The sequence below is a fragment of the Actinacidiphila guanduensis genome, assembly GCF_900103985.1.
Lineage (GTDB): Bacteria > Actinomycetota > Actinomycetes > Streptomycetales > Streptomycetaceae > Actinacidiphila > Actinacidiphila guanduensis.
The window spans coordinates 417,248-429,347 of the sequence record NZ_FNIE01000006.1 but is presented as its reverse complement, the minus strand read 5'-3'; the positions used below and the strand labels follow the sequence as shown (position 1 = coordinate 429,347).

General features: G+C 72.4%; 10 protein-coding genes. 7 read left to right on the top strand and 3 right to left on the bottom strand.

What is annotated here, in order from left to right:
• The first annotated feature begins 6 nt into the window (after positions 1-6).
• Positions 7-1,119 carry a guanitoxin biosynthesis L-enduracididine beta-hydroxylase GntD gene (gene gntD, locus BLR33_RS16055; RefSeq protein ID WP_093785123.1) on the top strand — a complete coding sequence of 371 codons (1,113 nt, stop codon included), beginning with the start codon at positions 7-9 and terminating at the stop codon, positions 1,117-1,119.
• A gap of 22 nt (positions 1,120-1,141) precedes the next feature.
• Positions 1,142-2,335 (top strand): capreomycidine synthase, encoded by a 1,194-nt coding sequence (gene vioD, locus BLR33_RS16050; protein WP_093785122.1) that lies wholly within the window; start codon positions 1,142-1,144, stop codon positions 2,333-2,335.
• A gap of 438 nt (positions 2,336-2,773) precedes the next feature.
• On the opposite strand, the gene BLR33_RS16045 is transcribed toward vioD, so the two are convergent.
• The gene (locus BLR33_RS16045; RefSeq protein WP_176930282.1) at positions 2,774-4,063 is read right to left on the bottom strand and encodes a helix-turn-helix domain-containing protein; all 1,290 of its coding nucleotides are present in this window, start codon (positions 4,061-4,063) and stop codon (positions 2,774-2,776) included.
• 13 nt (positions 4,064-4,076) lie between these two features.
• Between BLR33_RS16045 and BLR33_RS35230 the strand changes: the two genes are divergently transcribed.
• The 5 genes from BLR33_RS35230 (at position 4,077) to BLR33_RS16025 (ending at position 9,477) form a co-directional block, all read left to right on the top strand.
• Positions 4,077-4,418: a hypothetical protein gene (locus BLR33_RS35230; RefSeq protein ID WP_176930281.1), complete on the top strand. Its 342-nt coding sequence runs from the start codon at positions 4,077-4,079 to the stop codon at positions 4,416-4,418.
• Between the two features lie 298 nt (positions 4,419-4,716).
• Positions 4,717-5,808: a 3,5-dihydroxyphenylacetyl-CoA synthase DpgA gene (gene dpgA, locus BLR33_RS16040; RefSeq protein WP_245771433.1), complete on the top strand. Its 1,092-nt coding sequence runs from the start codon at positions 4,717-4,719 to the stop codon at positions 5,806-5,808.
• 189 nt (positions 5,809-5,997) lie between these two features.
• Complete coding sequence (gene dpgB, locus BLR33_RS16035; protein WP_245771432.1) at positions 5,998-6,693, top strand: enoyl-CoA-hydratase DpgB; 696 nt, start codon at positions 5,998-6,000, stop codon at positions 6,691-6,693.
• A gap of 10 nt (positions 6,694-6,703) precedes the next feature.
• Entirely contained in the window at positions 6,704-8,104 is a 1,401-nt protein-coding gene (dpgC, locus tag BLR33_RS16030; protein ID WP_245771431.1) for a (3,5-dihydroxyphenyl)acetyl-CoA 1,2-dioxygenase DpgC, read from the top strand.
• 2 nt (positions 8,105-8,106) lie between these two features.
• Positions 8,107-9,477, top strand: coding sequence for an aminotransferase-like domain-containing protein (locus BLR33_RS16025; protein WP_093785118.1), 1,371 nt, complete (start codon positions 8,107-8,109; stop codon positions 9,475-9,477).
• Between the two features lie 133 nt (positions 9,478-9,610).
• Here BLR33_RS16025 and BLR33_RS16020 read toward each other — a convergent pair whose 3' ends face one another.
• Positions 9,611-11,302, bottom strand: a complete 1,692-nt coding sequence (locus tag BLR33_RS16020; RefSeq protein WP_107408887.1) for an MDR family MFS transporter — start codon at positions 11,300-11,302, stop codon at positions 9,611-9,613.
• Entirely contained in the window at positions 11,303-11,932 is a 630-nt protein-coding gene (locus BLR33_RS16015; RefSeq protein ID WP_245771430.1) for a MarR family winged helix-turn-helix transcriptional regulator, read from the bottom strand.
• Between the last annotated feature and the right edge of the window lie 168 nt (positions 11,933-12,100).

The following is a 12,100-nucleotide window of genomic DNA, read 5'->3' as shown; positions in this document are numbered from 1 at the left end:
ATACCCATGTCCAGCCAGACCCTGCTCGCCCCCGCCCCGGTGCGCGTGGCGCCGATCGCGCCGTTCGTCCCGCAGGTCGCCGAAGCCCCCGCACCCCGCCGGGCGGCCGTGCACCGCTATCACCTCAGCCCCGCCGAGGCGAAGGCGGCCCTGGCCCTGGCCGAGCGGTGCCTGGCGGAGTACCAGCGGGTCACCGACCCGCGCTTCCTCGCCGAGGCCTCCGTGCTCGCCCACGAACTCCCGCGCGGGCTGCGGCTGGCCGTCAACGCGGCCCGGCTGGACGACCGCAAGCACGGCCTGGTGGTCGGCGGCAACCTCGTCGACGACGCCGCGCTCGGCCCCACCCCGCTCGGCTGGCAGCAGGCCGACACCGACGCCAGCCGCACGTACGCCTTCCTGATCATGCTCTACGGCGCGCTGCTCGGCGACGTCATCTCCTGGGCCACCCAGCAGGACGGCCGGGTCGTCACCGATGTGGTGCCCGCGCCCGGCATGGAGCACAGCCTGGTCAGCTCCAGCAGCACCAGCGAGCTGGGCTGGCACACCGAGGACGCCTTCTCGCCCTACCGCGCGGACTTCGTCGGCCTGCTGTGCCTGCGCAGCCCCACCCTGACCGCCACCACCATCGGCCACCTGGACCTGGCCGCCATGCCCGACCGGGTCGGCCGGGTGCTGCGCGAGGCGCGCTTCCACATCCTGCCCGACACCTCGCACGAGGCCGCCCTGAACACCGATCCGGGCGAGGACGGGCGGGCCGAGGCGTTCGGCCGGCTCGCCGAGGTCCGCAGAAAGCCACCGCTGATCGCCCTGCTCGAAGGGCACCAGGACGCGCCCGTGCTGCGCATCGACGGCGACTTCGTGGCCGCCGCCGACGGCGACACCGAGGCGGCCGCCGCGCTCGCCTGGCTCGTCGACCACCTGGGCACCAGCCTCTACGACTTCCCGCTGGCGCCGGGCGACATGGGCTTCATCGACAACCGCAACGTCGTGCACGGCCGCCGGCCCTTCACCCCCCGCTACGACGGCACCGACCGCTGGCTGAAGCGGGTCAACGTCGTGGCGGACCTGCGCCGCACCCGCCCCGGCCGCGCGTCCGCGGCGACCCGCGTGATCGGCTGACCCAGACCCCTCCGGAGGACCAGTGACCAACGAACCGACCCGCGGCGACGGCGACGTCCCCGCCGCGGCCGCCCAGGCCCTCGGCGACATCGAACCCGCCCTGCTGGAGGACTGGTTCCGCACCCGCTACTTCGACGCCCGCATCGACATCTCCAGTTCGGGGATGCAGAACTACTCGCTCGGCCGGCTGCGCGCCATGCTCGGCATCGACGTGGCGGACCTCGACCGGCTGCCGTTCCGGGACAGCCCGTCGCTGGGCTGCGAGCCGCTGCGCGCGGCCATCGCGGCCCGCTACGCCCCCACCCGCCCGGAGCGGGTGATGGTGACGCACGGCTCGACCGAGGGCATCTTCCTCGCCCTGTCGGCGGTCGTCCGCCCCGGCGACGAGGTCGTGGTGCTCAGCCCCGTCTACCAGTCGCTCTCCTCGGTCGCGGCCGCGCTGGGCGCCAGGCTGCGGGTGTGGCGGCTGTCCGGCGAGCAGGACTTCGAGCCCGATCTGGCCCACCTGGCCGCGCTGATCACCCCGAAGACGCGCGCGGTGGTGGTCAACTTCCCGCACAACCCGACCGGCGCCATGCCCGACCTGGACGGCTACCACCGGCTGCTGGCGATGGTGGAGCAGGCCGGCTGCTACCTGTTCTGGGACGCCGCCTTCGGCGAACTCGTCTACGAGCGCAGCCCGTTGCCCGACCCGGCCGGCTTCCTCGACCGGTGCGTCTCCTTCGGCACCATGTCCAAGGCGTTCGGCCTGCCCGGCCTGCGGATCGGCTGGTGCGTGGCGCCACAGGACGTGCTGGCCGCCATGGTCAGGCTGCGCGACTACGTCACCATCAGCACCTCGCCGCTGAACGAGCTGCTGGCCACGCGGGTGATGGAGCGGGTGGATACCGTCGTCGGCCCGCTGCGCGAGCAGGCGCGGTTCAACCGGCTGCTGCTCACCTCGTGGGCGGCCGAGCACGCCGGGCTGGTCCGGCTGCCGTTGCCGCACGGCGGGGTGAGCGCCTTCCCGGCCTTCCCCGGGGTGGACGACACCGTGGCGCTGTGCGACAAGCTGCTCGACGAGCACGGCGTGCTGCTGGTGCCCGGGGTGTGCTTCGGCCACCCGGACCGGGTCAGGCTCGGCTTCGGCGGCCCGACCCAGGACCTGCAGGACGGCCTGGCGGCGGTGGCCCGGGCGGTGGGCGAGCTGAGCCGGCCCGCGCTGGACGTGAGGTGACGGTCCGGTGACGGGCACCCGGCGAGCGGACGGCCGGGCCCGTCGGCGGGCAGGTCAGCGGCCCGGTCGGCAGGTCCGCGGCAGGCGCATGACCGCCGTGTGGTCCGCCTCCGGCACCCCGCCATGACAGCGAACCGGGGTGTCATGCCAAGCCTTGTCATGACGCATTGCCTGGTCCATCCGCACCATTAGAGCAGCAGAAATCCGGATATCCACCCCCGCCGAACCTCCCGCCAGGAGGTGCCGGCGGGGGAATCTGGCATGTCCGCCAAGAAAATTTGTCAACTGACGGCATCAAGCTTGGCAAGCTGTGCTTAGATAGTTGTCATCGCAAGGGCGGGCCGCCCGGGGAACCGGGCGGCTCTGCCATCGGCGGACGGCGATGCCACCCACGGAGGACTGAAGATGAACCAGGACACGGCGACGGCCCGGGCGGAGTCACTTCCGGGTGAGCACCAAGGCCTCGGCGAGGGCCTTCCACGCCTCGGCGGCCAGGTCGAGACTGCCGGCCGCGCGCAGTTCCTCGGCGAGGGCGCGCAGGGCGGCGAGCGACTCGCCGGACCCGCCGTCCCCGCCGGCCCCGCCGCCCAGACCGGCCCGGACCTGGTGCAGCAGGATCTCGGTACGGGTCCGGTCGTGCAGGGAGAGCGCCGCGGCCTGGTCCAGCGCCTTGGCGGCGAGCTCGGCGGCACGCTGCCGGTCGCCCTGGTGGAAGGCCAGGCGGGCCGCGACGGCCTGGAGCTCTGCCTGGTGGCCGGCGGTGCCGACCAGCTCCAGGACGGTCTCGGCCTCGCGGAACCAGCGCAGGACCTCGACCCCGGCGACGGGGCGGACCCGCAGGCTCAGCGCGACGGCCGCCAGCCGCAGCCGGCCCCACGTGAGGACCGGGACGCGGGACTTCAGGGCGAGGGCCTCCTCCAGCAGGGCGAGGCCGCGCTCGCCGGCCCCCTGGCGGACGGCGACCGCGGCCGCGGTCCACAGCACCCGGACCCGCAGCGGCCCCAGTTCCTCTGGCGGGATCTGCTGGGCCAGCTCGGCATGGTGGGCGGCGTCGGCGAGACGGCCGGACTCGGTCTCGGCGGCGGCGAGGGCGACCAGGGCCCGGGCCCGATCGGCCCGCGGGACCTGCGGGTCCTGCTCGCAGAGCGCGAGCGCCCGTCCGGCCTCGGCGACCGCGGCCCCGACATCGCCGACGAGCCGCGCGCAGACCGCTGACTCCGCCAGCGCCTTGACCTGGAGCGTCGCGGAGTCCAACTGCTCCGCGACGGCCAGGACCCGGGCCAGCACCCGCCGCCGCGCGGCGTGCTCGCCGAGCTGCTCGTGGGCCCTGGCCAGATTCCACAGCACCTGCCACGCCATCTCCGGCGGTGCGTCCTCCGCGTCCTGCGCCGTCCCACCGAGCACGGCGACCGCGGTCTCGTAGTCCATCTCCTCCAGAGCAGCCACCCCTTCCGCCAGCCGCGCCGCGACGACCTGCGGCGAGCGTGCGGCGAAGGTCTCCTCGGGAACTCCCAGCCGCTCGGCGAAGTGCTTCACCGCCTGCGGGGTCGGCGCACGAAGGCCCGCCTCCAGCCGCGACACGTAACTGGACGACACGCCCTCGCCGGCTATCTCGATCTGCGACAGGCCCTGCCGGCGCCGCAGCCGGCTCACCAGCCGCCCGAACGCCGGCTGTTCCAGGTAGCCATTCACGTGGCCCACGCCCTCACCGTTTTCCTGCCAAGACATAAGGAGCAATGTCATGAACCGCTCGCTGCGCACCTTCGCCGTCTCCGCCGTGGCCGCCCTCGCCGTCGCCGGGGTCGGCGCGGTCAGGGCCGGAATCGAGTGGCCGGTGCCCCCCGCCTCCAACTCCGCTGCCGCAGTATGGGTCACGGGGGAGGGAAGTGACACGGGTAACATCGAGTGGCCTGTGACACCCGCGGCGGACGCGGTCGTCGCGGCCGATGACAGCGAGGGCATCGAGTGGCCGGCCGCCCCCGCCGGGATCGAGTGGCCGGCCGTGCCCGGTACCGGCGCGGCTGTGCAGGCCGACGACGGCACGAGCACGACGGGCGGCACCGGTGACATCGAGTGGCCGTAGCCACCACCCGGTCACAATCGCTCGACCAGGCGCCTGACCTTCTCGGCCACCTGCTATGACTTTACCGTCCAGCAGCTTGACTCTGATGTCAAGTCAGCATGCACGGTACATATTCCCGAACTCCGGTCGCCACCAACCCCGTTGACGATCCATCTGCCAGGCTCTCGCACGTCCCGCTACTTGCCAAAAACTGCCAGAGTGATTGACAACATCTGTCATGAACGGATAGTGTCCCCGCCAGATGAAGTCAGATCAACCGCCGACCGTCCTCGCACCACCCGTCCCGAGGGGATCAGCAATGCTCGACCACGGCAGGGCTCCCGGCGCCGGCACCGTGTCCTTCCCCCGACTGCTCGGGGTGGGCACCGCCAACCCGGCGACGAGCTACACGCAGGAGGACATCCTCAGGATCTACGGCATCGACGACCCGACGATCGTCTCCGTCTTCCGCAACAGCCACATCGCCAAGCGCCACCTGCAACTGCCGCCGCCGGGACCGGACGGCGCCCCCGTCCAGGAGACCCAGGCCCAACTGCTGCGCAAGCACCGGGACAAGGGCATCGAGCTGGCCGCCGAGGCGCTTCGCGCCTGTCTGGCGGAGATCGGCGCCGGCCTGGACGACCTCGGCTACCTGTGCTGCGTGACCTCCACCGGACTGCTCACCCCCGGCTTCAGCGCCCTGCTCATCAAGGAGCTGGGCATCCCCGTTACGTGCAGCCGGCTCGACGTCGTCGGCATGGGCTGCAACGCCGGGCTCAACGGGCTGAACCCCACCGCCGCCTGGGCCGCCCGCAACCCCGGCCGGCTCGCGGTGATGATCTGCGTGGAGTCCTGCTCGGCCGCCTACGTCTTCGACGGCACTATGCGCACCGCGGTGGTCAACGGGCTGTTCGGCGACGGCGCCGCGGCCGTGGCCGTCCGCTGCGACGAGGAGCCGCAGCAGCAACCCGGGCCGCAGGTGGTGAAGTTCACCAGCCTGATCATCCCCGAGGCGGTGGACGCCATGCGCTTCGACTGGGACGAGGACCACGGCAAGTACAGCTTCTTCCTCGACCGCGACGTCCCCTACGTCGTCGGGGCCCACGCCGAGCAGGCGATCGGCAACCTGCTGGCCGGCACCGGACTGCGCCGCAGCGACATCGCCCAGTGGATCGTCCACTCCGGCGGCAAGAAGGTGATCGACGCGGTGAAGATCAACCTCGGCCTGACCTCCCACGACGTGCGCCACACCACCTCGGTGCTGCGCGACTACGGCAACCTCTCCAGCGGCTCCTTCCTCTTCTCCCTCGACCGGCTGCGCGCCGAGGGCCGCGTCGAACCCGGCGAGTACGTGGTGCTGATGACCATGGGCCCCGGTTCGACGATCGAGAACGCCCTGGTCCGCTGGTAGCCGCCCGCGTCCCCCCGTAGCCGCCCGCAGTCCCCACGTCCCCTTGCGTCCCGCTCCGCGTCTCTACGCGTCCCTTCGTATCCCCCCCGCGTCCCCCTGCGTCCCCCTTCGTCCCCTCGGCACCCCCGGCGCCCGCACGCCCCGGCATCCACTCCTTCCCGGACACCTCGCGACAGGACGGTACTTGTGATGGCTCCCCAGATTCAGATCGCCCCCGCGCGGGCCCACCTCACGCTGGCGATCGACGGCGCCGACCCGCTCACCCCCGAACTCGTCCGCACCGTCACCGAGGCGTGCGGGCGGGCCGAGGACGCGCCCGACGGCGGCGCCCTGCTGATCCGGCTGACCGGCCGCCGGCCGCTCGACGCCGGCCCGGCCGCCCCGCACTACCCCGCCGTCCACCTGGTCAACAAGTGGGAGCGGGCGCTGCGCCGGCTGGAGCAGCTGCCCACCGCCACCGTGGCCACCCTCACCGGCGACTGCTTCGGCCTGGCCGCCGATGTCCTGCTCGCCACCGACTACCGGATCGCGGGCACCGGGTTGCAGCTGCGGTTGGCCACCGCCGGCGGGACCACCTGGCCCGGCATGGCGCTCTACCGGCTGGCCCAGCAGATCGGCGTCGGCCGGGCCCGCCGGATCGCGCTGTTCGGCGGCGAGCTGTCCGCCTGGCAGGCGCTGGAGCTGCGGCTGGTGGACGAGGTCTCCGACGACGTCGAGGCCGCGCTGGCCGCCGCGCTCGACGGCCTGACCGGCCCCCGCGCGCACGACGTCGCCGTCCGCCGCCGGCTGCTGATGGACGCCTCCTCGATCAGCTTCGAGGACGCCCTCGGCCCGCACCTGGCCGCCTGTGACCGCGCGCTGCGCCTGACGGCCGCGGCCTCGTGAGGCGCCGGCCATGCCCAGAGACCTGGCAGAGCAACTGAGGGAGAACATCATGGCGGCCAGCGGCCACACCCCGCCCCGCACCGCGGCCGGGCCCCTCCGGCTGAACGGGGTCTTCGACGCGGACACCGCTGCCCTGCGCGCCCACCTCGCCCGCCACCAGGAACGCGTGGACGCCCTTCCCGCCCGCCCCGACCGCGGCTCGGAGCAGCAGGCGGCCGCCGAGCGGCACCTGACCGCCGGCCGCACCGCCCGGATGGCCTTCATGCGGGTGCACGGCGAGCGGCTGCACCGCGAACTCACCGACGACGGGCGGCAGTCGGCCCGGATCGAGCAGCTGGCCCCGCTGGCGGCGGAGCTGGTGCCCGGTCTCGCCCCCGGCCCCGAACGGCTCGCCGCCGAGCGCGCCAACTCCCAGTCCGGCAAGGACGGTTACGAGGTCGACCAGGGCATCCTGCTGTGGGGGATGCTGCGTTCGCCCGTCGCCGGCGGCCGCATCCTGGACGCCATGCTGGCGCCCACCGTGCGGGCGCTGGCCGCACTGCCGGCCTTCCGCCGTACCGGGGTGCTCGACCTCGGCACCGTGCACCTGGCCCGCGAGGGCGGCGCCGCCCACCTGACCGTCACCAACACCCGCTACCTCAACGCCGAGGACGACACCCTCGCCGAGGACCTGGAGACCGCCGTCGACCTCGCCCTCATGGACGAGCAGGTGCACGTCGGCGTCGTCCGCGGCGGCGTCATGGACCACCCCCGCTACGCCGGCCGCCGCGTCTTCAGCTCCGGCATCAACCTCACCAAGCTCTACCACGGCCGGATCTCCTTCGTGGACTTCCTCATCCGCCGCGAACTGAGCTACATCCACAAGCTGATCCGCGGCATCCGCTGGCCCGAGGGGGCCGAACCGCTCAGCGCCGACGGCGTGGTGGAGAAGCCCTGGATCGCCGCCGTGGACGGCCACGCCATCGGTGGCGGGATGCAGCTGCTGCTCGCCTTCGACCGGGTGATCGCCGACACCGGTGTCCACTTCAGCCTGCCCGCGCTGCAGGAGGGCATCGTGCCGGGCGCCGCCAACCTGCGGCTCGGCCGGATCATCGGCCCGCGCCCGGCCCGCCAGGTCGTCCTCGGCGGCCGCCGGATCGAGGCCGACGACCCCGCCGCCCGGCTGATCTGCGACGACATCGTGGCGCCCGAACTGATGGACAAGACCGTCGCCGGTGCCGTCGAGGCCCTGGACGACCCGTGCGTGGTGCCCAACCGGCGGATGATCAACCTCGTGGAGGAACCGGTGGACCAATTCCGCGCCTACATGGCTGAGTTCGCCCTGGAACAGGCCAAGCGCCTCTACAGCCGGGACGTGCTGGCGAACATCGAGCGCACCTGGCTCAGCCGCAAGCGCCGGGCGGTGGACTGACGATGACCACCGCGACAACCACCGCAACAACGCCCGCGCGCACCACGGACGTCACCGGCTTCCCGGCCACCGGCTCCCCGGTCGTCCTGGACCGCGCCGAACTCCACGCGGCCGTCGGCGACCCCGTGCTGACCTCCATGAACTTCCTCAACGAAGTGATGGGCCGCTTCCCCGGCGCCATCTCCTTCGCCCCCGGCGCCCCGCACGACAGCTTCCTCGCCGACGTGGACGCCGGCCGGCACATCGCCACCTACCTGGACCACCTCCGCCGCACCGCCGGCCTGCCCGAGGGCGAGCCGGAGCGCCGGCTCTACCGCTACGGGGCCGCCGCCGGCCAGATCAACGCGCTGGTCGCCCGCCAACTCCGCCTGGACGAGGGCATCATGGCCGCCCCCGAGGCGGTGGTCGTCACGGTCGGCTGCCAGGAGGCGATGTTCATCACCCTGCGCGCCCTGCACGCCGGGCCCGACGACGTGCTGATCGTCCCCGAGCCCTGCTACGTGGGGGTGATGGGCGCGGCCAAGCTGCTCGGCATCACCGTACGCACGGTCGACCAGTCGGAAGGGACCCTCGACCTCGACCGGCTCGCCGCGCTCTGCGCGGAGATACGGGCCGGGGGCGGGCGCCCGCGCTCCTTCTACCTGGTGCCCGACTTCGCGAACCCCTCCGGCGCCCGGATGGACCTGCCCGCCCGCAAGGCGCTGCTCGCCCTCGCCGAGGAGCAGGACCTGCTGCTCCTGGAGGACAACCCCTACGGCTTCACCGCCGCCCCCGGCAGCGAACTGCCCACCCTCAAGCTGCTGGACCGCTCCGCCCGGGTGGTCTACCTCGGCACCTACGCCAAGGTGTGCATGCCCGGCGCCCGGGTGGGCTTCGTCGTCGCCGACCAGCAGGTCCGCGACGCCGACGGCGGCACCCGGCTGCTGGCCGACGAACTCACCGCGATCAAGAGCATGGTGACCGTCAACACCTCGCCGATCAGCCAGGCCGTCATCGGCGGCATCCTCGTCGAGAACGGCGGCTCCCTGCGCGAACCGGCCGCCCGCAAAGCCGCGTTCTACCAGCACAACCTCGCGGTGCTGCGGCGCGCGCTCGAACGGCACTTCCCCCGGTCGCTGCGCCGCCGCGCCGGCATCGACTGGCACGCGCCCGACGGCGGCTTCTTCCTGATGATGGACGTCCCCTTCGACGCCGACGAGGACCTCCTGGAGGTCTCCGCCCGCGAGTTCGGCGTCCTGTGGACCCCGATGCGCCACTTCTTCGCGGGCCCCGGCGGCACCCACCGCCTCCGCCTCTCCTCCAGCTACCTCGACCCCACCCAAATCGAAGAGGGCACCACCCGCCTGGCCGCCTTCATCCAAAGCCGCCTCTGACACCCAACGCCCCAAGGGGCGCTGGGGCACCCCCAGCCGAAGCTCCGGGGGAGGAACTGCGCGAGAAACCCAGACGGTGCGGCACCCGGCACGCGGGGCGAACCCCCGCGGCGGGCAGCCGCACCGTAAAAACTTAAAGCTCCGCCTGGGCCTGTGCCTCGGCCTGCGCCCTGGCCTGCGCCCCCGAAAGCCTGCGCAGCGGCACCTCCTTGATGGTCAGCATCAGCAGGAACGCCAGCGCCGCGACCCCGGCCACGATGATGAAGACCAAGTGCATCGACGAGGCGAACCCCTGCTTGAAGGGCGCGGCCAGCGCCGGATCCAGCTTCTGCAGGAACGACGAGTCGCTGATCACGCTCTTCGCGCTGTCCGGCGAGATCGCGTGCGGGTGCGCCCTGCGCGCCGCCTGGAACGCCGGGTCCGACTGGGCCTTCCCCAGCGCCGTGGTGATCTTGCCGCCCACCGTGCTGAAGAGCACCGACAGGAAGATCGCGGTGCCGGCCGTACCGCCGAGCTGCCGGAAGAACGTCGCCGAGGCGGTCGCCGTACCCATGTCCTGCGGCGGCACCGCGTTCTGCACCGACAGCACCAGCGTCTGCATGGTGAAGCCGAGGCCGACGCCCATCAGCGCCATGAAGACCATGGTCTTGGGCAGCGGGGTGTTCCACTGCACCTGGTAGTGGAAGAGCAGCATCGTCACGCACATCAGCGCGGTGCCGATGACGGGGAAGATCTTGTACCGCCCGGTGCGCGAGGTGACCTGGCCGGTGGCGATCGAGGCGACCATCATGCCGAGCATCAGCGGCAGCATCAGCAGACCGGACTTGGTGGGGCTCGCGCCCTTCACGATCTGCAGGTACTGCGGGATCATCAGCAGCCCGCCGAACATCACCATGCCGACGATCAGGCTGAGCAGACTGGTGCGGCTGAAGACGTTGTTGCTGAACAGCCGCATCGGGATCAGCGCCTCGTCACCCATCCGCTTCTCCACCAGCACCCAGGCGATGACGCCGAGGACGCCGATGACATAGCAGGAGACGGCCGCGGCCGACAGCCAGCCCCACGACTCGCCCTGCTCGGCGACGAGCAGCAGCGGCACCACGCCCAGCACGATCGTCACCGCGCCCCACCAGTCGATCCGGTGCTCGCGCCGGCTGTGCGGGACGTTGAGCACGCGGGCGACGACGAAGAGCGCGATGATGCCGATCGGCACGTTGACCAGGAACACCCAGCGCCAGCCGGCGATGCCCAGCACGCTGGACTGCCCGGCGAGGAAGCCGCCGACGAGCGGCCCGGCGACGCTGGAGGTGGCGAAGACGGCGAGGATGTAGCCCTGGTAACGGGCCCGTTGGCGGGGCGGCACGATGTCGCCGATGATCGCCAGGGCCAGCGACATCAGACCGCCGGCGCCGATGCCCTGGAAGGCGCGGAAGACGGCCAGCTCCACCATCGAGGTGGAGAAGGTGCACATGATCGAGCCGACGACGAAGATGCTGATCGCCGCGAGGAAGAACGGCTTGCGCCCGTAGATGTCGGAGAGCTTGCCGTACAGCGGGGTGGCGATCGTCGAGGTGATCAGGTACGCCGTGGTGGTCCATGCCTGCTGGTTCAGGCCGTGCAGGTCGTCGGCTATGGTCCGGATCGCGGTGCTGACGATGGTCTGGTCGAGCGCGGCCAGGAACATGCCGAGCATCAGGCCGCTGAGGATGGTCAGGATCTGGCGGTGGGTCAGGCCGCCGGGTGCGGTCTCGTCCCCGGCGGAGGCGCTGCCGCCCGGGCCCGATTCCGGCCCGGACGCGGGTTGGGTCCGGCTGCTGGTGCTCACTTAGGGGTTCTCCTGGGTCTGACCCGGCGTGCGGGCCCTGCGGTGGTGCGGAAGCGGACGGGTGTCCTCGGGCGGGTGCGGTCCGTGCGCCCCGTTCGGGGGCACCCCGCACACGGCGCGGACGCGCTGCTCGGCGAAGTCGTCGTTGAACCGGCCGAGCAGCCGGACGAGGGCGTGCCGGTCCTCGGCGGGCCAGGCGGCCAGGGCCTCGGCGAGCATCCGGTCGCGCTGGGCGCGGTAGCGCTCCACGGCGGCGAGGCCGAGGGCGGTCGGCGAGAGCAGGGCGCCACGGCCGTCCTCGGGGTCCGGTCGGCGCTCCACGAGCCCGCGCTCGACCAGGGAGCGGATCTGGCGGCTCACCGTGGACAGGTCCAGCAGCGTGTCGGCGGCGAGGTCGGTGGCCCGGCGCGGCCCGCTCTCGGCGAGCCGCCCGAGCAGGACGCGGTCGCCCCAGCTCTCGTCCTTCACCCGCTGCTTCCAGGCGGCGGCGAGGCGGATGAGCCTGTTGATTTCGTCCCCGATGGCCCGAGCGGTGGGCTCCGCCGGTTGCGGGGGTTCCGGGGTGCGTTCTCGCGTGTGCGGCCCCGTGGATTCCGCCGGTTGCGGGGTGCGCTCCTGCGTGTTGGGCACTGTCGCTCCCGCCTCCTTCGTCACCCTATTTGCTTGCCTACGGCAACTTATATTACTTGCTTCGCCCAAGCAACTTGATTTTTGGGGTGTTACGGGGCGGCTTCCCGCCGCCTGGGTTCCCGTTTCGTCGCCGCCTGCCGCCCGGCGTATGGCTGGTCGCGCAGTTCC

What these genes read in the sequence shown, in the direction of transcription:
- gntD (WP_093785123.1), top strand. Translation starts at nt 7, where the DNA reads ATGTCCAGCCAGACCCTGCTCGCCCCCGCCCCGGTGCGCGTGGCGCCG.
- BLR33_RS16045 (WP_176930282.1), bottom strand. Translation starts at nt 4,063, where the DNA reads ATGTCTTGGCAGGAAAACGGTGAGGGCGTGGGCCACGTGAATGGCTAC.
- BLR33_RS35230 (WP_176930281.1), top strand. Translation starts at nt 4,077, where the DNA reads ATGAACCGCTCGCTGCGCACCTTCGCCGTCTCCGCCGTGGCCGCCCTC.
- dpgA (WP_245771433.1), top strand. Translation starts at nt 4,717, where the DNA reads ATGCTCGACCACGGCAGGGCTCCCGGCGCCGGCACCGTGTCCTTCCCC.
- dpgB (WP_245771432.1), top strand. Translation starts at nt 5,998, where the DNA reads ATGGCTCCCCAGATTCAGATCGCCCCCGCGCGGGCCCACCTCACGCTG.
- dpgC (WP_245771431.1), top strand. Translation starts at nt 6,704, where the DNA reads ATGCCCAGAGACCTGGCAGAGCAACTGAGGGAGAACATCATGGCGGCC.
- BLR33_RS16025 (WP_093785118.1), top strand. Translation starts at nt 8,107, where the DNA reads ATGACCACCGCGACAACCACCGCAACAACGCCCGCGCGCACCACGGAC.